Below are 19,985 nucleotides of genomic sequence, written 5' to 3'. Positions count from 1 at the left end.
GCCGACCACCGGTCACCGCCGACGGCAGGTACCGCGACAGCGCTTCCCACTCAACGTCAGACAACTCGTAGCGACGACCCACGCGCTACATCATCCGACACCAAGATCCTTTGAAGACACAGCCTAGTGGGGGTGGGATTCGGCGTGGTGGGCGGCTAGGACGTCCGCGCCGAAGTCGCTGGCCGGGCGGCGCAGGACGGTGTGCGCGTGGTTGCCGTCGTCGGTGGTGTTGTCGTACTCGATGAGCAGGTCGTCGCCCTGCACGCGGTAGTAGTGGCGCCTGCCGGGCACCGTCGGGCCGGCCCAGGCGAAGTGCAGCTGCCCGGAGTCCAGCCGGCGCGCCTCCCGGACCGCCAGCTCGGGTGGGAGCCGGTCCAGGTAGAGCGCCACGAGCTGGTCCAGCAGGGCCCGCCCGGTGGGCCCGAGCCGGTCGGCGGGCACCCCGAGCGGCTCCAGCGGCCCGTCCACCCGGGCACGGGTGGCGCTGATGATGTCCCCGGGCGCCTCGTCGGCGACGATCGCCGCCGACCGCCCCGCCGGGCCCATCGCGTCGAGCAGGGCGCGGGCCAGGTCCTCCTCCACGCCCAGCGGCCGGGAGACCGGGCGGCCGGCGTACCGGACGGTGGCCGGGTTGGCGCCGAGGAAGATCGGCGCGGGGGAGACCTGGTCGGCCACCACGGTCATGCTCACCGAGAGGTGGTGCCCCTCCAGGCGCCACGCCCAGGCGTCGTCGCGGGCCGGGTCGCCGAAGACGGCCACCCAGTAGTCGCCGCTGTGTCGGCCCCGACGCCATCCCTCCGCCCGGTCCAGCACCTCCTCCAGCGCGACGATGGCCATCGCCTGGGCGTACGCCGGTGGGCTCAGCGCGGTGGCCAGGAGCCGGTGCGCGGCCTTGCGCCCGGCGCGGTCCAGGTCGGCCAGGCAGACCCCGGGCCGGGGCCGCGGCCGGTACTCGAGCCAGCGGCGGGCCGCCTCGTCGTCGAACCGGTGGGCGACCTGGGCGCGGGCGGGTTCGTCCAGCGCGGCCAGCAGCGCCGTGGCGGCGGTACGCATCTGTTCGGGCAGCGGATCCTCCACCGACCCTGTATACCGGGCGCGGAGCGGATGCGCCGGGCGTCGGCGTCAGCCGGTCGGCGCGGCCAGCAGCGCGAGCATCTCGGGCAGGTCGAAGAAGCGGGCGGTCTCCACCGCCGACGGGTTGCCGTGGTGCGGGTCGGCCCCGGCGGCGAGCAGCGCCCGGACGGCCTCGGCGCTGCTGCGGAAGGTGGCGGCGGCCAGCGCCGTCTGGCCCCGGTCGTTGGTGCGGGAGTGGTCGGCGCCGCGGGCGAGCAGCGCGGCGACGGTCTCGGCGTGGGCGTGGTACGCCGCGAGGATCAGCAGGGTGTCGCCCTTGTCGTTGGTCAGGTCGATCGGCAGCCCCGCGTCGACGTAGTCGGCCAGTTCGGCGGTGGCCCCGTCGCGGGCCAGGTCGAACATCCGGTGCGCGAACGCCAGCGTCTCCGCGTCGAGTTCCTCACTCACCGGTCCAGGTTAGTCGGACGCCCCCCTGGTACGTTGCTCGGCCGGCGTACCGGGCAGGGGGGCGATGGACGACAGGGTGTACGTGGGCAACGCGGGCGTGGACGGGGCGACGAACGCCGGCTGGCTGCTCGGCCACTTCATGCCGCCGGGCGACGCCCGGCACAGCGTCGACGTCGAGGTGAAGTGGGGCGTCCATCCGGCGGGGGAGGCGCGCTCCCGATGGGCCACGCAGGAGCGGCGTACGGCCCTGCTGGTGCTGGTCAGCGGCCGGTTCCGGGTCGAGTTGCCGGACCGGACGGTGGTGCTCGGCGAGCCCGGCGACTACGTGGTGTGGGGGCGGGGCGTGGACCACTCCTGGTACGCCGAGCGCGAGTCGGTCGTGTTGACGGTGCGCTGGCCGTCGATCCCGGGCTACCGGGTGGATCCGCCGGTCCGCCGCTGACCTGTCCCAGCCCCTGGGAATGCCTACTAAACCAATAGGGTTTGCAGCCTATGCTTGGTCGACGCACCGCCGAACCGCGAGGACCGCCATGCCCGACCGACGCCCACCCGACCTGCTCGCCACCGCCCGGCGGTGGGCCGCCGACCCCGCCCGCTGGCCGGTGCCGCTGCGCTTCGACCCGGTCTCCCGCTGGTACGCCCGGCTCGCCCACGAGCCCGACCACGAGGTGTGGGCGTTGAGCTGGCTGCCCGGCCAGGGCACCGACCTGCACGACCACGGTGGCTGCGGCGGCGCGTTCCTAGTCGTCTCCGGGGTCCTGACCGAGGAGACGGTCGGCGGGGGCGTGCTCCGCCCGCACCGGCTGCCGGCCGGGTCCGGGCGTCGCTTCGGCCCGCGGCACGTGCATCTGGTGTCCAACCGGGACGACGAGCCGGCGGTGAGCGTCCACGTCTACCGGCCCGCGCTGCGCCGGATGACCAGCTACCGGCTCACCGACGGCCGGCTGCGCGTCGCCGAGGTGGCCGAGGCCGGGGTGGCCTGGTGAGCGCGACGCCGTCGGGCCGCCCGCGACCCCCTGCGCGCCGCCCGCCCCGCGCCGGCGGCCCGCCGTCGTACGTGCACCGTCAGCAACCAGTGGAGGGAACGACCATGCCGCAGACCGACGACCCGCACGCGTGTCCGGCCCCGGTGGCGCCGCAGGGCTCCCGGGGCATCGACGAGATCCTGGCCGCCGCCCGGGCGCGGCTGGACCGGCTGGACCCGGAGCGCGCCCACCTGGCGCACCGGCGTGGGGCCCTGCTGGTGGACATCCGCCCGGCCGCCCAGCGGGCCGCCCACGGCACCGTGCCCGGCTCGCTGGTGATCGAGCGCAACGTGCTGGAGTGGCGGTTCGACCCCCGCTGTCCGGCCCGGCTGCCGCAGGCCGTCGGCTACGACCTGCGGGTGCTGGTCATCTGCCAGGAGGGCTACACCTCCTCGCTGGCCGCCGCCGCCCTCCAGGATCTCGGGCTGCGCCACGCCACGGACGTCGTCGGCGGCTTCGTCGCCTGGCGGCTCGCCGGCCTGCCCGTGCTCGGCCCCACCCCGCCGCAGCCCACGCCCACCCCCGCGCCCCCGGTGACCGCCGGTCGGGCGCCGTCCTGACCGTCACGCTCCACCGGGCGTGGCGGCACCGCCGCCCAGGAGGCTCCATGTCCGTCGTCGCCATCCCCACCCGACACCACTCGTCCGCGCGCCCCGAGCGGATCGGAGCGGTCCGACCGCGCTCCGCCCCGACCGTCACCATCACCCTCGACCTCGTCCCGGGGCCGGTGAGCCCCCGCCTGGCCCGGCTGCTGGAGCTGATCGGCGAACTCGCCGAGTCGGGGGAGGGGCGGCTGGGTCCCGGCGTCGCCGAGGACCGGCCGGCGGCGCCCCGGCCGGTGCCGGCCGTCGTGGACCCCCAGGCGATCCGGATCGCCACCGGCTCGCGGGTGGTCCACCAGGGCACCCGCGTGATCCCGCTGACCCGCATCGAGTACGACCTGCTGCTGTTCCTGGCGGAGCAGCCCCGCCGGGTGTTCACGCGGCTCCAGTTGCTGAGCCGGGTGTGGGGCTACGAGCACGCGGTGGCGCGCACCGTCGACGTGCACGTCCGCCGGCTGCGCGCCAAGCTCGACCCGGACATGCCGGTGGTGACCACCGTCTACGGCGTGGGCTACCGCCTCGCCGACGAGGCCCGGATCGAGATCGAGCGCAGTCGCTGACGGCGCCACCCCGCGCGGCGTGCCCGATCCCGGGCGCGCCGCGCCGCCGCGTCCGGGGGCGCGGTGTCCCGTCGCCGGTACGCCGCGAGGCGCCCCGGTCGCGCGTCCACGGCCCTCCGGAGGGCCGACGCGATCCACGCTCATCCATTCCCGGCGCACCCGCGCCGACCACCGTGAACCGGGCGGGCACCCCCCTATCGGGTCAACCCGGCGGCTCTGCTGTAATCATCAGGCTTCGTACGCAGAGCGAGCATCCGGCTCCGATGCGTTCGTCAATTGTCACATTCATGCAACGCAGCCGCCCCTTGACCCTCGCCCGGGCGCCGGGAAGCATCGATGGAGCGGCGTCCCGGGCCGTGGGGAGATACCCGGACCAGCCAAGGAGGACCATGTCGGTCAGCCCCGCCTCGTCGCGCGCCGGATGGCATACGTCCCAGCCCGCTGTTCCCGGACGACCCCCGGGGGGCCAGCGTCGCCCTGCCAACACCGCCGCACCGATGCTCACGGTGACCCTGAACATCCCGTTGGCATCCGAGGAGTCGCTGACCGCGCCCGCCCGACGGCTGCTGGAGGCCGCCCGGGAGATGCTGGAACGCGGCGAGGGCACCATCATCACCGCCACCGTCGAACGCCGCCCCGACCCGGTGCCCGCCGGCCGCACGCCGTCGCGCCCGGTCGCCGCCACCATCCCGACCCTGCACATCCTCGCCTCGTCCCGGTCGGTGCTGCGCGACGGCGAGCCGTTGCCCCTGACCCGGCTGGAGTTCGACCTGCTGCTGCACCTCGTCGCCCACCCCCGCCGGGTCTTCACCCGGTTGCAGCTGCTCAACGCGGTCTGGGGCTATGAGCACGCCGGCGTGCGCACCGTGGACGTGCACGTCCGTCGGCTGCGCGGCAAGGTCGGCGTCGACGTCCCGCTGGTCACCACCGTCTACGGCGTCGGCTACCGGCTCGCCGACGACGCCCGCGTCACCATCGACCGCAACGGCTGACACCACCCACCGCGCGAGCACCGGCCGCACGAGCACCGCCCGCACGAGCACCGCCCGCGCGAGCACCGGCCGCGCGAGCACCGCCCGCGCGAGCACCGGCCGCGCGAGCACCGCCCGCGCGAGCACCGCCACGGGCGGCCGGCGGGGCACCATGGTCGGATGCGGATCCGACCCATCTCCCCGGAGCTGCTCGTCGCCGAGCTGACCGAGCGCCTCGCCGGCACCGACGCCCCCGGCCGGCTGCGGGTGGCCGTGGACGGCGCCCCGGCGGCCGGCCCGGAAGAACTCGCCGCCGCGCTGGTCGACCCGCTGCGCGCGCTCGGTCGGCCCGTGCTGCACGTACGCGCCGCCGACTTCCTCCGCCCCGCGTCGGTGCGCCTGGAGTTCGGCCGGACCAACCCCGACGCGTTCTACGAGGGCTGGGTCGACGAGCCGGGACTGCGCCGGGAGGTGCTCGACCCGGCCGGGCCCGGCGGCTCGGGGCGGGTGCTGCCCTCGCTGTGGGACGCCACCACCGACCGGGCCAGCCGCGCCGCGTACGTCGACCTGCCGCCCGGGGGAGTCGTGCTGGTCAGCGGGGCGCTGCTGCTCGGCGGGGGCCTGCCCTTCGACGTCACGGTCCACCTGGTGCTCTCCCCGGCCGCCCTGGCCCGGCGCACCGACCCCGCGCAGCGGTGGACGCTGCCCGCCTTCGCCCGGTACGCCGACGAGGTGGCACCGGCCTCCTTCGCCGACGTCGTGGTCCGCGCCGACGATCCCCGGCACCCGGCGCTGGTGGAGTCCCCGGTGTCGCCCTGACGCCGTGACACGGCGGAAAATAGTCGGTTTGACCGTCGGCGTGCCGGGGTATTCGCCCGGCTCACAGAGCGCGGGTGATCCGCCCGCGCCCAGACCACCACGGCGCCGGGCGCACGTACGCGGTGCCCCGGCGGATCTTCCAGGCCAGAAAGGCAGGCAGCGATGCTCGTCCACGACACGATCGGTACGGGCCGATCCCAGGCGGAGATCGACCAGATCCGGCGCTCCCTGCAGGCCCGCTACGACGAGCTGTCCGCGGAGTACGAGCAGGCGGTGCTGCAGAGCCAGGTGCTGCGGCTGGTGGAGGTGGGTGACACCGCCGGTGACGACCAGGCCGACAGCGGCACCAAGACGGCGGAGCGGGACACCGCGCAGTCCCTGCTGCGGACCATCCTCGACCGCCGCGCCCAGTACGAGCACGCCCTCACCCGGCTGGAGGAGGGCACCTACGGCTTCTGCGAGGGCTGCACCTCGGCGATCCCCGTCGAGCGGCTGGAGATCTTCCCCTCCGCCACCACCTGCGTGCAGTGCAAGCAGAACCGGGAACGTCGGGCGGCCTGATCCCCGCCAGCGGCTGCCGGTCGGTCCGGACCGCGGCGAGGTCGACCGATGGGTGAGATCAAGGTCGGCACCGCCTCCTGGACCGACCGGACCTTGTTGGACTCCGGCTGGTATCCGCAGACCGCCGACACCCCGGAGAAGCGGCTGGCGTACTACGCCCGCCAGTTCCCGCTGGTCGAGGTCGACGCCACCTACTACTCGCCGCCCGCCGAGCGGACGGCGAGGCTGTGGGCCGAGCGCACCCCGGCCGGCTTCACCTTCAACGTCAAGGCGTTCAGCCTGCTCACCGGGCACCCGACCCGGGTCGGCGCGCTCTACAAGGACCTCCGGCCGGACACGGGGAAGAAGAACCTGTACCCGGACGACCTGCCGCCGCAGGCGTACGAGGAGGTGTGGACGCGCTTCCTCGCCGCGCTCGACCCGCTGGTCGAGGCGGGCAAGCTCGGCGCGCTGCTGTTCCAGTTCCCACCCTGGTTCACCATCAAGCGGGACAACAAGCAGTACCTGCTGGAGGTGGCGAAGCGCTGCGCCCCGCTGCGCCCGGTCTACGAGTTCCGGCACGCCTCCTGGTTCGACGGCGACAACGCCGACGAGACCCTCGTCTTCCTGCGCGAGCACCGGTTGGCGTACGTCTGCGTGGACATGCCGCAGGGGCACCGCTCGTCGGTGCCCCCGGTGCTGGCCGCCACCGCGGACCTCGCGGTGGTCCGCTTCCACGGGCACAGCGACAAGTGGACCAGCAAGGACATCCACGAGAAGTTCGGCTACCGCTACGCCGACCGGGAGCTGCGCGACTGGGCGCCGAAGCTGCGCGAGCTGGCCGGCTCCGCCGGGGAGACGCACGTCCTGATGAACAACTGCTACCGGGACTACGCGCAGACCAACGCCGCGACCCTCGCCGGGCTGCTCGACGCGGACTGAGCCGGGCGGTTCACTCCGTCGGGGTGAGGGCCGCTCACCCCGACGCCACGCAGTATGGGCGGTGTGTGCGGCCGACCGTGGCCGCGGCAGGCGACACCACGGAGGTGGGTGGAGATGACGGTTCGGGTGGTCCCGGGTCGACGACGCGGCCCCGTGCTGCACGTCGTCGGGTCGTCCCCTGACGCCCGGTGGGCGCCGCGCCCCGCCCGGGTCGGTCCGACCCGGCAGCCGCGCGGTCCGGTGGGACCGCCGCGACGTGACGACGACCGACGGTGGGAGACCGACGTACGGGGGTGGACAGATGGCTGAGCAACTGCATTCCGCGTTCGAGTCCTCGATGGACAAGACCAACCTGATCCTCAAGGACATCGAGCAGGCCTACGGCTGGCCCAAGAAGCAACGCAACCAGTCCTACTGCGCGTTGCGCACGGTGCTGCACCTGCTGCGCGACCGGATGCCGGTGCAGGAGAGCGTGGAGTTCGCCGCGCAGCTCCCGGTGCTGGTGCGCGGGATCTACTTCGACGGCTGGAAGCCGTCGGACGTGCCGATCAAGCTCAACCGGGACGACTTCCTGCTGGAGGTCCGGCAGGGCTTCCCGTACGACGCCGAGGGCGGCCCGGAGCGCGTGGTGCGGGTGGTGCTGGACACCCTGCGCCGCCACGTGACCCAGGGCGAGTGGGAGGACGTGAAGGCCACGATGCCCCGGGACATGGCGAACATCCTTCCCTGACGCGCCGCACGTCCGCGACGGTCCGCTCCGCCCCGGCGGAGCGGACCGTTTCACGCCGGCCGTACCGGGGCCACGGGTCGGCCCGTCGCTACCAGAGGTCGAAGTGGAAGACCTCGAAGGCGGTGCCGTAACGGACGCCCAGTCGGGCGCCGACGGGGCGGCAGAGCCCTTCGAGGAACTCCTCGGGGTCGAAGCTGCCGTCACCCAGCCCGCTCAGGTACGCGTCGTGCGCCCGCAGCGAGGCCACGCCCCGCGCGAAGGTGTCGGTGACGTCCACCCCGTGCGCGGCGAGGGGCGAGGAGGCGGCCCAGACCTGGCGCACCCCGTTCCACGGCTCGATCCCGTCGACGAGCTGCTCCGGGAACACCCACCGGTTGCCGGCGTCGCGGACGGCGTCCAGCACCGCCCGGCCGGTGGCGATGTGGTCGGCCTGGTTGAGGGCGTACGCACCGTCCCAGGTGTCCCGGAAGTTGTTGGTGATCACGATCTCGGGGCGGTGCCGGCGGACGACCCCGGCGAGGGCGCGACGCAGCGGCACGCCGTACTCCAGGACGCCGTCGGGCAGGCCGAGGAACTCCACGGTCCCCACCCCGACCAGGGCGGCGGACTCGCGTTGCTCCCGCTCCCGGACCTCCCTGGCTCGCGGCGGCGGCATCGCGTCGATGCCGGCCTCGCCGCTGGTGACGAGGCAGTAGACGACCTGTCTGCCCTGCGCCGTCCAGCGGGCGACCGCGGCGGCGGCGCCGAACTCCAGGTCGTCGGGGTGCGCCACGATCGCCAGCGCGCGCTGCCACTGCTCGGTCACCGGTTCCAGCGGGCGCGGCCCGGTCGGCTCGGTCATCGCCACCTCCTGCTCGGGCAGCACCATCCTGTCACCGTCGGGCGCCGCCGCGCCGGGCGGCGCGAACCCCCGGCGCCGTCGGCGTCCGACCCGCGCCGCGCGCCGCGACGTGCCTGCTGGCGGCACTGACCGGGCGCGGCGAACCGCCGGTGTGAACCGGAAAGGACGTCTACGGTGTGGTTAGAGAAGATCGCGTGTGGGGTACCACCCGCTGCACGACGGACCCCGGCGCAACGGCGGGGCGGCACATCCCTAGGGAGCACCGATGGCACTCAACGACGACGACATGCAGACCAGCGCCGGTGGCGGCCCCGAGGGCCCGGCCGACGGCGGCGCGACCCCGGGCCAGCAGGACGGTGGTGCCGACGGCGGCGCCGACCGCGGTGCCGAGCGTGGCGCCGACCAGGGCGCCGACCAGGGCGCGGAGGGTCCCGCCGACGGCGGTGCGACCCCGGGCCAGCACGACGGTGGCGCCGACGGCAGCGCGGAGGGTCCCGCCGACGGCGGTGCCACGCCGGGCCAGCACGACGGCGGCGCCGACGGCAGCGCCTGACGGATCGCCGTGACCGACATCGACCCGCCGGGCGGCGACGGCCGCCCGGCGGTCCCGTCCGGGGCCTCGGCCGCGCTCGCGCGCTGCGTGTCGGTCGAGCCGGCGAAGTTCGCCGCCGCCCACTGGGGACGCACCCCGCTGCTCTCCCGCGCCGACGAACTGCCCAACGAGGCCGGCTTCACCGACCTGCTCAGCCCCGCCGACGCCGACGAGCTGCTCAGCCGCCGCGGCCTGCGTACACCGTTCCTGCGGATCGCCAAGGACGGCCAGCTCGTGCCGGCGGCCCGCTTCACCGGCGGCGGCGGCGCCGGCGCCGAGATCGCCGACCAGGTCCTCGACGAGCGGGTGCTGGAGCTGTACGCCGGCGGCGCCACCCTCGTCCTGCAGGGTCTGCACCGCACCTGGCCGGCCCTGACCGACTTCACCCGCGAACTCGGCACCGCCGTCGGGCAGCCGTTGCAGGTCAACGCCTACCTGACCCCCGCCGGCAGCCAGGGTTTCGCCACCCACTACGACACCCACGACGTCTTCGTCCTCCAGGTCGACGGCCGCAAGCACTGGCGGATCCACCCGCCGGTGCTGCCGGACCCGCTGGAGAAGCAGCCGTGGGGTGGCCGGGCCGACGAGGTCGCCGCCACCGCCGACGGGCCCGCCGCGCTGGACGTCGTGCTCGCCCCCGGCGACGCGCTCTACCTGCCCCGCGGCTGGCTGCACAGCGCGCAGGCCCAGGAGTCCAGCTCGCTGCACCTGACCGTCGGCGTCCGGGCGCTGACCCGCTACGCCCTGGTCGAGGAGCTGCTCGCCCTCGCCGCCGAGGACCCGCGGCTGCGCGCCACGCTGCCGTTCGGCACCGACGTCGCCGACCCGGACGCGATCGAGCCGGAGCTGACCGAGACGGTGGAGGCGCTGCGGGACTGGCTGCTGCGGGCCGACCCGGCGGCCGTCGCCGCCCGGCTGCGGCAGCGCGCCTGGCCGGCCGCCCGGCCCGCGCCCATCCGACCCCTGGCCCAGGCCGCCGCGCTGGCGTCGCTGGACGCCGACACCCGGCTCGCCCCGCGACCCGGCCTGCGCTGGCGGCTCACCCCACGGGGCGAGAAGGTCGCGCTGGTGCTGTTCGACCGCACGATCACGCTGCCCGCGTCGTGCGCGCCGGCCGTGCACGCACTGCTCGGCGCCGAGTCCGTCCGGGTCGGCGACCTGCCGGGCCTGGACGACGACGCCGACCGGATCACCCTGGCCCGTCGCCTCCTGCGCGAGGCGGTGCTGGTCCCCGCCTGATAGGCCGGGGCGGTGCGTGGTGCCCGTACGAGAGGCCGGGCCGTGCCACGTGCGGCACGGCCCGGCCTGCGGGGGCGGGCCGTGCGGCGGCACGGTCGCCACCGCGAGGTCGCCCCGCACGGCTCCGGCACGTGCCGATGAAAGGTCCGGCTCAGGCAGGGTCGATGGCGGCCGCCGGACGGACCTCGATCGGCAGGGTGGTCGCCCGGGACAGCTTCTCCGCCCAGCCCAACGCCGCGTCGAGATCCGGCACCGCGATCACGGTGAACCCGCCGACGTGCTCCTTGCCCTCGGCGAACGGGCCGTCCGTCAGGAGCGTCTCGTCGTCGCGGACCCGGACCACCCGGGCGGTGTGCGCCAGCTCCAGACCGGCGCCGAAGACCCAGACACCGCTGCGGCGCATCTCCTGGTTGACGGCCTCGACGTCCCGCATGATCGGCTCGAGGAAGTCCGGCGGGGGCGGGGCGTCCCCGTCGGGCTGGATCACGTTGAGCACGAAGTTCCGCATCGCACACTCCCTCTCGTCGAACGGCCGGCGTGACCCGGCCTCCTCCCTCTACACGAACGGCGGGCGGCCGGATCGACGACGCGCTGCGGCAACCTTCCGGCTGAACGGGGGAACGGTGGGTCAGCGGCCGGCGACGAGCAGCGCGACCGTGGTCACCAGCCCGGCGACGAGCACGACGGTCAGCGGCCGGGGGCCGAGCACGGCGTGCCGACGGTCGGCGAGGACCTTCGCCGGCACCAGACCGACCAGCGGACCGAGCAGCGTCACCACCAGGGCCAGCACCGGCAGCCCGACGCCGAGCTCGCCGCCGTACCGCTCGCCCGCCGCCCGGGCCGCGCCACCGAGGGCGTACGCGAGCACCGCGCCCGCCACCCCGCACAACGCCAGCAGCGGGTTGACCGAGCCCGGCAGGTCACCCGGCTGGCGCGTGCGGTTGAGCAGGTCCCGCACGCCGGCCAGCAGCGGAGCCGGGTCATCCGTCGCGCCGGGCACCGGCGCCGGTGGCCCGCCCGCCCGGCGACCCGAGCCGCCGAGCCGGCCGCGCAGCAGTTGCCACAGGTCGGCGACCTCGGCGTCCACCCGTTCCTGCTCCTCGCGCGCGTCCACCAGCTCCCGCTCCGCGCGCCGCAGCTCGGCCTCCGCCTCGGCAACGGCCCGCTCGGCCGCCGCGCACTGCTGGGCGTGCCAGGTGTGCGCCTCGGCCCGCTGGACGCGCACCCGCGTGCTCAGCTCGGCCAGCCGACGGATCTGGGCCGCGTACGACTCACTGGTCACCGGTTCGTTCATCGCGCCGGCCCGTAGGGAATGATCACCTGGCCGGTGCGGTGCACCGCCCGATCGAAGAACAGCCCCCGCCAGGGGCGGGGATACCAGTCCGGGCCACCGGTGCCCGGATACAGCGACGAACCCAGCTCGCCGCCGTGGGCGTCCAGCGCCACCCAGGCGCCGATCTGGTCCGTCCGGGCCGCCGGTCCGCCCAGGTCGGCCCGCATCCGGGCGACGCCGCGCCACCAGGCCAGCACGTGGATGCGCCGCTCCGGCCCGTCGTGCAGGATCCGGCGCAGCTCCTCCAGCCCGGTACGCCGGCCGATCCGCGTGGCCAACGCCCCGGCCGCCGCGTCGACGGCGAACAGCAGCAGGTAGTGCGGCATGCCCGGCGCACCGAGCCCCTCAGCGGTCTCGGCCATCAGCTCGCCTACCGTCTCCTCGTCGTACCAGGCGGCGTCGTCGGCGAGATCCTCGTAGAGGGACCGGGCGGCCGGGTCGGCGTCCGGGTCGAGGCAGGCGATCGAGAACCGGGCCGTGCCGGGGCGGTGCTGGCGGGCCAGGGAGCGGGCCGCCGCGTCGAGCACCGCGCACGCCTCGTCCACCCGGGTGCCGAGCACCGCCAGGTTGCGGCCGGGAGCCCGGGGCAGCCGCAACGCCGCCGAGCGGGACTGCACGTCGATGATCTCGCCGAGCAGCGCGACCGGCGTACGCGGGTGCCCCGTCTCCGGCGCGGCCAGCGCCCGGAAGTCCGGCGCGTCGGCGAGGCGGGGGATCGCGTCGCCGTCGAAGAGCCGGGCCGGCGCGGCGTCCTGCGGGCGCATCCGCCACAGCCGGTGCTGCAACTCGCTCCACGTCTCCCAGTCGCTGGCCGACGGGATCCGGGCCACCTGGTTGCCCTCCGCCATGCCGGACTCCGCGTTGACCACCGCGTGGTGGCGCGGCAGGGACTGGGCGGCGTCGTTGCGCTCGGCGAGGATCCGTAGCGCCTTCGGCAGCGCGATGCGCAACGTGAACTGCGCGACCAGGGCCGGCCGGCCCCACAGCGCCTCGATGCCGCGTACGTCCTGCGAGGCGAGCACCAGGTGGATGCCCTGCGACCGGCCGCGCCGGGCCAGGTCCTCCAGTAGGTCGGCGGCCTCCCGGGCGACCACGTCCCGCCCGGCGAGCAGCATCTGGAACTCGTCGACCACCGCGACGATCCGCGGCCAGTGCCCCGTGGGGTCGACCGCGCGCAGCTCGGCGAGCTTGGTCACCTCGTGCTTCTTCGCGGCGTCGGCCCGCCGGCGCAGCTCCTCGGCGAGGAAGCGCAGCAACGCCAGGCCGAACTCCCGGTCGGTGTTGACGTTGATCCCGACGAGCCGCATGTGCGGCAGCCAGCTCGGGTCCCGCCGGCCCTTGGCGAACCGGGCGAAGGACACCCCCTCCTTGAAGTCCAGCAGGTAGAACTCCAGCTCGGCCGGGGAGTAGCGGGCCGCCAGCGCGCCGATCCAGGCGAAAATCAGGTTCGTCTTGCCGGTGCCGGACGGGCCGCCGATCAACGCGTGCGGCGGGTAGTCGCCCAGGGTGAGCAGCACCGGCCGGCCGTGCGGGCCCTCGCCGATCGGGGCGGTCAGCCCGGTGGCGGAGTCCTCCCGCCACATCTGCTCCACCGGCGGCAGCAGGTCGGTGAACGGGGTCGGGGCGGGGCCGGCGTTGACCCGCGCCGCCACCTCCCGGCAGGTCTCGGTGACCAGGACCGGCGGGGGCGGCGGATCGAGGCGTACGGGCAGGCCGTTGGGCCCGCCGATCCGGGCGCCGTCGGCGTACGCGCCCACCCGGGTCACGGTGGGATCCTCGGGCAGCGACACGCCCCGCACCACCAGGTGCACGCCGCAGGCCGCCCCGGTGCGGACCACCCGGTCGAGCTGGCCGCGTTCGTGCCGCGACAACTCGTCCCCGCCCAGCAGCACCGCCACCCGCCACGGCTCGGGCCGGCGACCGGTGGCGGCGGCCAGCTCGCGCAGCGAGACGTACTCCCCGGCCAGCACCGTCTCGTTGATCCGGCGGATCTGCTCCACCAGGTCGTCGAGGAGCCGGGCCAGCCCGCCCGGGCCGACGAAGGTGAGCAGCCCGGCCGTGCCGAGGGGGGCGAAACCGGCCAGGCCGCCGCCCAGGTGCTCGGGGTCGTAGCCGACCAGTCGTACGGCGCCCGGATCGGCGCGCCCGACGCCGCGCAGCAGCAGCGCCGACACCACCGCGTCGCAGCCCTCCCGGTCGTCCCCGGTCAGCTCGACGTGGCCGGCGTCGAGCAGCGGCACCAGCGCCGGCACCGGTTCGGCGCCGGGGATGCGTACCGTGCCGATGCGCAGCGCGCCCGGCGGTTCCGCCCGCCGGGTCGGCGTCGGGCGCCACCGCGTCCAGTCCGCGGAGGCCGCCCCGGGGGCCTCCCGCTGCGCCGCGTCCGCCGCCCGCCGGGCCAGCTCCGCGATGCGCGCGGCGTGCCGATCGTCGATCTCGGCCAGCCGCCGGTCGCGCTGCGCGCCCACCCGCTCCGGCACGACCGACGCGGCCCGCCGGACCTTCGCCAGCCGCTCCCGGGCCGTGCTCAGCTCGGCCTGCGCGCTGGACAGCCGGGTCCGGGTGGCGCCGAGGGCCTCGCCCAGCATGCCCCTGACCCGGGTGACCAGCTGGCTCCGCCGGTCAGCCATCGACGCCCCGCCCGCGCGGGCCCGGGGTGCCACCCGACGCCGGCCGGCCCGCGGGCGGGCTCGACCAGACGCGGCCGGCCGACCCGGGCCGAGCCGCGGCAGCACCATTGGCGGCCGGTCCACCGCGACGCGCCGACGCACCGCCGTCGCCCGTCGACCCGCCGCTGCCCGGTGCGCCGCCGTCGGCCGACGCGCCGCCCCCGCCCGTCGACCCGCCGGCCGCCGCCCGGTCCGGCTTCGGGGCGGCCTGACCGGCGGTCGCCGCCCGCTCCCGGGCCGCGGTCGCCTGGTCGTGTGCCGCCTCCGCCCGGTCCCGGGCCGCCGCGACCCGCTCCCGCGCGGCGGTCACCCTGCCCTTCGCGGCGGCGGCGCGGCGCTGCCACTCGGCGTCGTCGGCCCGGTCGCGGGCGGTCTCCGCCTGCCGGTCCCGCTCGGCGGCGGCGCGTCGCTCCCGGGCCGTCTCGGCCTGCCGGGCCCGCTCGTCGTCGGTGGGCAGGTCCCGGCCGAGCCGGGCCAGCAACACCCCGGTGAGCACCCCCGCGGTGACGGCCGGGTCGGCGGCGTGCGGCTGCTCCGCCTCGCCGCGCCGGGGCGGGGGCATCCGGCAGATCCGGGTCAGCAGCGTGTCCAGCACCGCGGGGGGCAGGCCGGGCAGCAGGTCCCGCACCCGGCCGTCCAGCTCGCGGTGCAGCCGTCCGAGGTCCTCGGCGCGCGGCGGGTGCCCGAGCAGCTCCCCGGCCAACTCGCGCAGCAGCGGCGGGGCGACCGCCGCCAGGCCGAGGCCGACGTCGGCGTGCGCGCGACGCAGCTCGGTGTGCAGCCGGTCGCGGTCGCCGGCACGGACCCCGCCGACGACCCGGCGCAGCAGCTCCCGGGCGTCGTCGACCTTCTCGTCGGGCTGCTCGGGCGCACCCTCCCGGCCGCCCGTCAGCTCGGCCACCCGTACCGCCCACCAGCGGCGGGGCGTCACGTCGGCGGCCGGCTCCGGCGCCGGCTCCCCGGGGGCCGCCTCGCGCGGCGCGTCGTGCGCGGGCCGGCGCTGCTGCTCCTGCGGCCCCGGGGCGGGGGAGCCGTCGCCGGCCAGCCCGATCGCGGCGAGGTACGCCGAGAGCTGCTCCTGCGCGACGCGCAGCGCGTAGCCGGCGGTCTCGGCGTGCTCGGTGGCGGCGGAGAGCTCCGGCACCCCCATCGGGTCGGCCGACTCCTGGCGGACCCAGCGCAGCCGCTCGGCGGCCAGCCCGAACTTCTCGAGCGCCAGGGCAAGCTGCGCGAGCGGCAGGTCATCGGCGGCGGCGCGGACCTGCGCGCCGACATCCTCGACGATGGACACGGCCGAGCCTCAGAGCGTCGCGACGTAGAGTTGCGCCTGCTCGACGGCGACGAGTGTCGCGGCGAGGCACTCCTCCAGCTCCTGGCTGGCCTGGGTCAGCGAGGACTGGGCCGCCTCGACGGTCTCGTGCCCGCTGCCCTCCAGCGCGCCGGCCAGGGTCTGCTGCGCCTCGGCCAGCTTCTCCCCGGCCGCCTGCACGGCGCTCTGGCCGTCGCCGATCTGTTGGAGCGCGACATCGATGGCTGCCTTGAGCTCGGCGACGCTCGCCACGGCGAAACCTCCTGGGGGCGGGGAGGCCTCCATTAGAGCCTATCCCTCACGGTGAGAGAACATCCGCCCTGTCAGTGTTCCTGCCCCGCTGAGCGGTTGTCGACCGGAAGCGCTGCTAGTCCGATTGACGGGACTACCCGGGCGGGGTCGGTCGGTCCCGCAGCCAGCGCGGCCCGTACACCTCCGCGCCCTGCGCGACGACGCGTTCCCGCAGCTCACGGTCGGCGGTGACGACCAGCCGTCGGCGCTGCGGCGCGGCGGCGACCAGGTCGACGACGGCGTCGTCGCCGGACCCGGGCGCGGCCACCACCCGGACCCCGGCCGTGCCCGGCACGTCCCGCGCCCGGCCCTCCACCACCAGCACCACCTCCACCGGGGGAGGCAGCTGCGGGGGCAGCCCGGCGGCGGCCACCGGGACCAGCGAGTCGCGCAGCCGGGCGGTCGCGCCCGCGCGGTCCCGCCACCAACCGTCCGGGCGGGACCCCACCACGTTGGCGGCGTCCACGATCAGCAGCGGCGTCGTCGGCTCCATCCCACCAGCCTCCCACCCATCGCCTGAGGTGCAAGGAAGGGACCCTTCCTCTACCGCAGGCGTTAACAAGGGGCCCTTCCTTGCACCTGGGCGGGGGGCCTTCGCGACGGGGCGCGGCGCGGTGGTGGCGTTTGTCGGGCGGACCGCCGGGTAGCCCCTGGCGACCGTCGCGCCCGACTGCGGAGGACAGACATGATGGGACCCGGTGACTTCGGCTCCGACCCCTGGGACGAGTTCCTGGCCCGGTACTTCGGCCGGGGCGAGGGTGGGCGCCGACCCGCGCACCGGGTCGACATCACCCGGCTGATGACCGCCGACGCCAGGGAGATGCTGGCCGACGCGGCCCGCCGGGCCGCCCAACGCAAGAGCACCGACCTCGACACCGACCACCTGCTCTGGGCCGCGCTGCAACGCGAACCGCTGCGCGACCTCGTCCGGCGCGCCGGCGCCGACCCGGACACGCTGCTCAACGCGCTCGGTGGGCGCGGCGACGGCGCGCCCAAGGGCGAGGTGCCGCCCAACCTGTCGCTCACCCCCGCGGCCAAGCGGGCGCTGCTCGACGCCCACCAGCTGTCCCGGGCGATGGGCGCCAACTACATCGGCCCCGAGCACATCCTGATGGCGCTGCCGCTGAACCCGGAGTCCCCGGCCGGCCGGATGCTCGCCGCCGGCCGGATCCAACCCGAGTCGTTGCAGGCGGCCAGCGCCGAGCGCGGGCCGATGACCGGGCCGAAGCCCGACCGCGGCACGCCCACCCTCGACCAGTACGGCCAGGACCTCACCGACCTGGCCCGCAACGACCAGATCGACCCGGTGATCGGCCGGGCCGACGAGATCGAGCAGGCCGTCGAGATCCTGTCCCGCCGGACGAAGAACAACCCGGTGCTCATCGGCGAGGCCGGCGTCGGCAAGACGGCGATCGTGGAGGGCCTGGCGGAGCGGATCTGCGACGGCGACGTGCCGCAGACGCTGCTCGGCAAGCGGGTGATCCAGCTCGACCTGGCCGGCCTGGTGGCGGGAACCCGGTACCGGGGCGACTTCGAGGAGCGGCTGAAGAAGGTCATCGACGAGATCCGGGCACACCGCGACGAGCTGATCGTCTTCCTGGACGAGATCCACACCCTGGTCGGCGCGGGCGGGGCGGGCAGCGAGGGCGGCATGGACGCCTCGAACATGCTCAAGCCGGCGCTGGCCCGCGGCGAACTGCGGGTGATCGGCGCGACCACGCTGGACGAGTACCGCAAGAGCATCGAGAAGGACGCGGCGCTGGCCCGCCGGTTCCAGCCGGTGTTCGTGCCGGAGCCCACCGTCGACGACACCGTGGCGATCCTGCGCGGGCTGCGCGACCGCTACGAGGCCCACCACCAGGTGCGGTTCACCGACGAGGCGCTGGTCGCCGCGGCCGAGCTGTCCGACCGGTACGTGACCGACCGGTTCCTGCCGGACAAGGCGATCGACCTGATCGACCAGGCCGGCGCCCGGGTCCGGCTGCGCACCCGCACCCCGGCGTCCGACGTGCGGGAGCTGGAGACACAGCTCGAGGAGGTACGCCGGGACAAGGAGCAGGCCGTCGCCGACGAGCAGTACGAGAAGGCGTCCGCGCTGCGCGACCAGCTCGCCGAGGTGGAGGAGCAGATCCGCCGGGCCCGGGGCGACGAGGGTGGCTCGTCGCAGGTGCCGGCCGTCGGGCCGCAGGAGATCGCGGAGGTGGTCTCCCGCGCCACCGGAATTCCCATCAGCCAGCTCACCGAGGAGGAACGCGACCGGCTGCTGCGCCTGGAGGGCCACCTGCACGAGAAGGTGGTCGGCCAGGAGGACGCGGTCACCGCGGTCGCCGAGGCGGTCCGCCGCTCGCGTGCCGGGCTGGCCGACCCGGACCGCCCGATGGGCAGCTTCCTCTTCCTCGGGCCCACCGGCGTCGGCAAGACCGAGCTTGCCCGGGCCCTCGCGGAGGCGCTGTTCGGCGAGGCCGACCGGATGGTCCGGGTGGACATGAGCGAGTTCCAGGAGCGGCACACGGTGAGCCGGCTCGTCGGCGCCCCGCCCGGGTACGTCGGCTACGAGGAGGCCGGCCAGCTCACCGAGGCGGTCCGCCGCCGCCCGTACGCGGTGGTGCTGCTCGACGAGATCGAGAAGGCCCACGCCGACGTGTTCAACATCCTGCTCCAGGTGCTCGACGACGGGCGGCTCACCGACAGCCAGGGCCGGACGGTCAACTTCAAGAACACCGTACTGATCATGACGAGCAACCTCGGCTCGGAACTGATCACCGGCGCCCAGCGCGCCGTCGGGTTCGGCACCGGCGCGGAGGGCGGCGAGCAGGAGCGCGACGAGCTGCGCGAGCGGCTGATGCGCCGGTTGCAGGAGAACTTCCGGCCGGAGTTCCTCAACCGCATCGACGAGGTGATCATCTTCCGTCGGCTGGAGGCCGAGCAACTGCGCCAGATCACCGGCCTGCTGCTGGAGGAGACCCGTCGCCGCCTGCACGCGCAGGACATCCAGGTCCACTTCACCACCGCCGGCGTCGACTGGATCGCCGAGCACGGCTACCAGCCGGAGTTCGGTGCCCGGCCGTTGCGTCGGGTCATCCAGCGGGAGGTGGACAACCAGCTGTCCCGGATGCTGCTGGAGTCGGCGGTCTCACCCGGCCAGAAGATCACCGTGGACGCCCGCGACGGGCGACTCGCCTTCGACGTGACGGCCGGCGAGCGCGGCTACACCCCGGCCACGACGTCCCATCCCCGATGACCGGAGGGCGGACATGAGCGAACCCCAGGAGACCCGGGACGAGAGCGAGCGTACCGATCCGATCGTGGCCCCGCCGACCGCGAACCCCGCCCGGGTGCGGATGCCGCCGGAGGGCGTGGGCCAGCAGGGCGACGACCCGGAGCCGGCGGAGTCCGACCGCCGCCGTCGAGAGGAGGGCTGATGGTACGCGAGCAGCGGCTCGAACCCGAGGTGGAGGTGCTCTGGGACGACTTCCACGCCCAGGTCAACGTCCCGTCGGAGCAGTTGCGGCAGTGGTTGCTCACCCGGGGCTCCGGGGAGGAGTCGTTCGGGCCCGACCCGGACCTCGACCTGCCCGGGATGGGCCGGCGGATCCTGCGGGTGCTGACCAAACGCAAGGTCGACCTCACGCCGGAGGACATCCGGGTGATGCGGGACGCGATCGACGAGATCCAGTCCCTGCTGGACGAGAAGCCGCCCCGCGGCAACGCCGACGACGAGTGGCGGCACGCCCTGCTCGACCTGGGCCACGACGTCCTCGTCGAACGCTGAGCCGGCGGTCGGGGGGGGGGCGGGGGGGCCGGGGTCGGGCGGGGGGGCCGGGGGCCCGGGGTCGGGGGGGGCGGGGGGGGGCCCGGGGTCGGGGGGGGGGGCGGTGGGGCGGTGGTGGGGGGGGGCGGGCGGGGGGGGGGGGTGCGGCGTGGGGGGCCAGCCGCCACCCGCCGGCGGCTGCCCGCCCGGCGGGGAGGCCCAACCATCGGCGGGCGGTGCCGGGTAACCG

The 19,985-nt window shown here is 75.5% G+C and carries 23 protein-coding genes; 14 read left to right on the top strand and 9 right to left on the bottom strand.

Features of this window, described 5'->3' with window-relative positions; all coding sequences use genetic code 11:
- Nucleotides 1-123: 123 nt before the first annotated feature.
- Together RM555_RS30295 and RM555_RS30290 are read right to left on the bottom strand one after the other, a co-directional pair.
- Nucleotides 124-1,077, bottom strand: a complete 954-nt coding sequence (locus RM555_RS30295) for a DUF3500 domain-containing protein (RefSeq protein WP_311414914.1) — start codon at nucleotides 1,075-1,077, stop codon at nucleotides 124-126.
- A gap of 45 nt (nucleotides 1,078-1,122) precedes the next feature.
- Nucleotides 1,123-1,521: an ankyrin repeat domain-containing protein gene (locus RM555_RS30290; RefSeq protein WP_311414913.1), complete on the bottom strand. Its 399-nt coding sequence runs from the start codon at nucleotides 1,519-1,521 to the stop codon at nucleotides 1,123-1,125.
- Nucleotides 1,522-1,585: 64 nt separating this feature from the next.
- On the opposite strand from RM555_RS30290, the gene RM555_RS30285 reads away from it, so the two are divergent.
- From RM555_RS30285 to RM555_RS30245, 9 genes are all read left to right on the top strand, one after another.
- Nucleotides 1,586-1,963 (top strand): cupin domain-containing protein, encoded by a 378-nt coding sequence (locus RM555_RS30285; RefSeq protein WP_132237948.1) that lies wholly within the window; start codon nucleotides 1,586-1,588, stop codon nucleotides 1,961-1,963.
- An 88-nt stretch (nucleotides 1,964-2,051) separates the two neighbouring features.
- Nucleotides 2,052-2,507, top strand: coding sequence for a cysteine dioxygenase (locus RM555_RS30280; protein ID WP_311414912.1), 456 nt, complete (start codon nucleotides 2,052-2,054; stop codon nucleotides 2,505-2,507).
- Nucleotides 2,508-2,611: 104 nt separating this feature from the next.
- Nucleotides 2,612-3,106, top strand: a complete 495-nt coding sequence (locus tag RM555_RS30275; RefSeq protein ID WP_311414911.1) for a rhodanese-like domain-containing protein — start codon at nucleotides 2,612-2,614, stop codon at nucleotides 3,104-3,106.
- Between the two features lie 47 nt (nucleotides 3,107-3,153).
- Entirely contained in the window at nucleotides 3,154-3,708 is a 555-nt protein-coding gene (locus RM555_RS30270) for a winged helix-turn-helix domain-containing protein (RefSeq protein ID WP_311414910.1), read from the top strand.
- Nucleotides 3,709-4,097: 389 nt separating this feature from the next.
- Entirely contained in the window at nucleotides 4,098-4,700 is a 603-nt protein-coding gene (locus tag RM555_RS30265) for a winged helix-turn-helix domain-containing protein (protein WP_132237941.1), read from the top strand.
- Between the two features lie 159 nt (nucleotides 4,701-4,859).
- Nucleotides 4,860-5,498: a nucleoside/nucleotide kinase family protein gene (locus RM555_RS30260; RefSeq protein ID WP_311414909.1), complete on the top strand. Its 639-nt coding sequence runs from the start codon at nucleotides 4,860-4,862 to the stop codon at nucleotides 5,496-5,498.
- 162 nt (nucleotides 5,499-5,660) lie between these two features.
- Nucleotides 5,661-6,059 (top strand): TraR/DksA family transcriptional regulator, encoded by a 399-nt coding sequence (locus RM555_RS30255; RefSeq protein ID WP_089000644.1) that lies wholly within the window; start codon nucleotides 5,661-5,663, stop codon nucleotides 6,057-6,059.
- Nucleotides 6,060-6,107: 48 nt separating this feature from the next.
- Nucleotides 6,108-6,980, top strand: a complete 873-nt coding sequence (locus RM555_RS30250) for a DUF72 domain-containing protein (RefSeq protein ID WP_311414908.1) — start codon at nucleotides 6,108-6,110, stop codon at nucleotides 6,978-6,980.
- Between the two features lie 301 nt (nucleotides 6,981-7,281).
- The gene (locus tag RM555_RS30245; protein ID WP_311414907.1) at nucleotides 7,282-7,710 is read left to right on the top strand and encodes a DUF2267 domain-containing protein; all 429 of its coding nucleotides are present in this window, start codon (nucleotides 7,282-7,284) and stop codon (nucleotides 7,708-7,710) included.
- Between the two features lie 88 nt (nucleotides 7,711-7,798).
- Here RM555_RS30245 and RM555_RS30240 read toward each other — a convergent pair whose 3' ends face one another.
- Nucleotides 7,799-8,578 (bottom strand): PIG-L deacetylase family protein, encoded by a 780-nt coding sequence (locus RM555_RS30240; protein ID WP_311414906.1) that lies wholly within the window; start codon nucleotides 8,576-8,578, stop codon nucleotides 7,799-7,801.
- 238 nt (nucleotides 8,579-8,816) lie between these two features.
- Between RM555_RS30240 and RM555_RS30235 the strand changes: the two genes are divergently transcribed.
- Nucleotides 8,817-9,104 carry a hypothetical protein gene (locus tag RM555_RS30235; RefSeq protein WP_132237929.1) on the top strand — a complete coding sequence of 96 codons (288 nt, stop codon included), beginning with the start codon at nucleotides 8,817-8,819 and terminating at the stop codon, nucleotides 9,102-9,104.
- A 9-nt stretch (nucleotides 9,105-9,113) separates the two neighbouring features.
- The gene (locus RM555_RS30230; protein ID WP_311414905.1) at nucleotides 9,114-10,382 is read left to right on the top strand and encodes a cupin domain-containing protein; all 1,269 of its coding nucleotides are present in this window, start codon (nucleotides 9,114-9,116) and stop codon (nucleotides 10,380-10,382) included.
- Nucleotides 10,383-10,533: 151 nt separating this feature from the next.
- On the opposite strand, the gene RM555_RS30225 is transcribed toward RM555_RS30230, so the two are convergent.
- From RM555_RS30225 to RM555_RS30200, 6 genes are all read right to left on the bottom strand, one after another.
- Nucleotides 10,534-10,890 (bottom strand): YciI family protein, encoded by a 357-nt coding sequence (locus tag RM555_RS30225; RefSeq protein WP_311414904.1) that lies wholly within the window; start codon nucleotides 10,888-10,890, stop codon nucleotides 10,534-10,536.
- 120 nt (nucleotides 10,891-11,010) lie between these two features.
- Nucleotides 11,011-11,676 carry a hypothetical protein gene (locus tag RM555_RS30220; protein ID WP_311414903.1) on the bottom strand — a complete coding sequence of 222 codons (666 nt, stop codon included), beginning with the start codon at nucleotides 11,674-11,676 and terminating at the stop codon, nucleotides 11,011-11,013.
- The gene (locus RM555_RS30215; protein WP_311414902.1) at nucleotides 11,673-14,345 is read right to left on the bottom strand and encodes an FtsK/SpoIIIE domain-containing protein; all 2,673 of its coding nucleotides are present in this window, start codon (nucleotides 14,343-14,345) and stop codon (nucleotides 11,673-11,675) included. Before RM555_RS30215 ends, RM555_RS30220 begins: the two co-directional genes overlap by 4 nt.
- Nucleotides 14,338-15,675, bottom strand: a complete 1,338-nt coding sequence (locus tag RM555_RS30210) for a single stranded DNA-binding domain-containing protein (RefSeq protein WP_396888870.1) — start codon at nucleotides 15,673-15,675, stop codon at nucleotides 14,338-14,340. The genes RM555_RS30215 and RM555_RS30210 overlap by 8 nt, the downstream gene beginning before the upstream one ends.
- A 9-nt stretch (nucleotides 15,676-15,684) precedes the next feature.
- Nucleotides 15,685-15,945: a hypothetical protein gene (locus tag RM555_RS30205; protein WP_089000636.1), complete on the bottom strand. Its 261-nt coding sequence runs from the start codon at nucleotides 15,943-15,945 to the stop codon at nucleotides 15,685-15,687.
- Nucleotides 15,946-16,078: 133 nt separating this feature from the next.
- Nucleotides 16,079-16,477: a hypothetical protein gene (locus RM555_RS30200; RefSeq protein WP_311414901.1), complete on the bottom strand. Its 399-nt coding sequence runs from the start codon at nucleotides 16,475-16,477 to the stop codon at nucleotides 16,079-16,081.
- A gap of 192 nt (nucleotides 16,478-16,669) precedes the next feature.
- On the opposite strand from RM555_RS30200, the gene RM555_RS30195 reads away from it, so the two are divergent.
- Genes RM555_RS30195 through RM555_RS30185 form a run of 3 tightly spaced genes read left to right on the top strand, consistent with a single transcriptional unit; the run spans nucleotide 16,670 to nucleotide 19,756 of the window.
- The gene (locus RM555_RS30195; RefSeq protein ID WP_311414900.1) at nucleotides 16,670-19,225 is read left to right on the top strand and encodes an ATP-dependent Clp protease ATP-binding subunit; all 2,556 of its coding nucleotides are present in this window, start codon (nucleotides 16,670-16,672) and stop codon (nucleotides 19,223-19,225) included.
- Nucleotides 19,226-19,238: 13 nt separating this feature from the next.
- A complete protein-coding gene (locus tag RM555_RS30190; RefSeq protein ID WP_311414899.1) occupies nucleotides 19,239-19,406 on the top strand; it encodes a hypothetical protein in 168 nt (55 codons plus the stop codon).
- Complete coding sequence (locus tag RM555_RS30185; protein ID WP_311414898.1) at nucleotides 19,406-19,756, top strand: DUF3140 domain-containing protein; 351 nt, start codon at nucleotides 19,406-19,408, stop codon at nucleotides 19,754-19,756. The genes RM555_RS30190 and RM555_RS30185 overlap by 1 nt, the downstream gene beginning before the upstream one ends.
- Nucleotides 19,757-19,985: the final 229 nt, after the last annotated feature.

Source organism: Micromonospora reichwaldensis (assembly GCF_031845925.1).
Lineage (GTDB): Bacteria > Actinomycetota > Actinomycetes > Mycobacteriales > Micromonosporaceae > Micromonospora > Micromonospora reichwaldensis.
Note: the sequence above shows the minus strand (reverse complement) of the source record. Positions and strands in the feature narration are given on the sequence as shown.

Bases quoted from the DNA above. Each gene is read 5' to 3' on its own strand.
- RM555_RS30235 (WP_132237929.1), top strand. From the start codon at position 8,817: ATGGCACTCAACGACGACGACATGCAGACCAGCGCCGGTGGCGGCCCC.
- RM555_RS30285 (WP_132237948.1), top strand. From the start codon at position 1,586: ATGGACGACAGGGTGTACGTGGGCAACGCGGGCGTGGACGGGGCGACG.
- RM555_RS30265 (WP_132237941.1), top strand. From the start codon at position 4,098: ATGTCGGTCAGCCCCGCCTCGTCGCGCGCCGGATGGCATACGTCCCAG.
- RM555_RS30220 (WP_311414903.1), bottom strand. From the start codon at position 11,676: ATGAACGAACCGGTGACCAGTGAGTCGTACGCGGCCCAGATCCGTCGG.
- RM555_RS30240 (WP_311414906.1), bottom strand. From the start codon at position 8,578: ATGGTGCTGCCCGAGCAGGAGGTGGCGATGACCGAGCCGACCGGGCCG.
- RM555_RS30195 (WP_311414900.1), top strand. From the start codon at position 16,670: ATGATGGGACCCGGTGACTTCGGCTCCGACCCCTGGGACGAGTTCCTG.
- RM555_RS30245 (WP_311414907.1), top strand. From the start codon at position 7,282: ATGGCTGAGCAACTGCATTCCGCGTTCGAGTCCTCGATGGACAAGACC.
- RM555_RS30200 (WP_311414901.1), bottom strand. From the start codon at position 16,477: ATGGAGCCGACGACGCCGCTGCTGATCGTGGACGCCGCCAACGTGGTG.
- RM555_RS30190 (WP_311414899.1), top strand. From the start codon at position 19,239: ATGAGCGAACCCCAGGAGACCCGGGACGAGAGCGAGCGTACCGATCCG.
- RM555_RS30260 (WP_311414909.1), top strand. From the start codon at position 4,860: ATGCGGATCCGACCCATCTCCCCGGAGCTGCTCGTCGCCGAGCTGACC.
- RM555_RS30225 (WP_311414904.1), bottom strand. From the start codon at position 10,890: ATGCGGAACTTCGTGCTCAACGTGATCCAGCCCGACGGGGACGCCCCG.
- RM555_RS30255 (WP_089000644.1), top strand. From the start codon at position 5,661: ATGCTCGTCCACGACACGATCGGTACGGGCCGATCCCAGGCGGAGATC.
- RM555_RS30270 (WP_311414910.1), top strand. From the start codon at position 3,154: ATGTCCGTCGTCGCCATCCCCACCCGACACCACTCGTCCGCGCGCCCC.
- RM555_RS30215 (WP_311414902.1), bottom strand. From the start codon at position 14,345: ATGGCTGACCGGCGGAGCCAGCTGGTCACCCGGGTCAGGGGCATGCTG.
- RM555_RS30185 (WP_311414898.1), top strand. From the start codon at position 19,406: ATGGTACGCGAGCAGCGGCTCGAACCCGAGGTGGAGGTGCTCTGGGAC.
- RM555_RS30280 (WP_311414912.1), top strand. From the start codon at position 2,052: ATGCCCGACCGACGCCCACCCGACCTGCTCGCCACCGCCCGGCGGTGG.
- RM555_RS30275 (WP_311414911.1), top strand. From the start codon at position 2,612: ATGCCGCAGACCGACGACCCGCACGCGTGTCCGGCCCCGGTGGCGCCG.
- RM555_RS30250 (WP_311414908.1), top strand. From the start codon at position 6,108: ATGGGTGAGATCAAGGTCGGCACCGCCTCCTGGACCGACCGGACCTTG.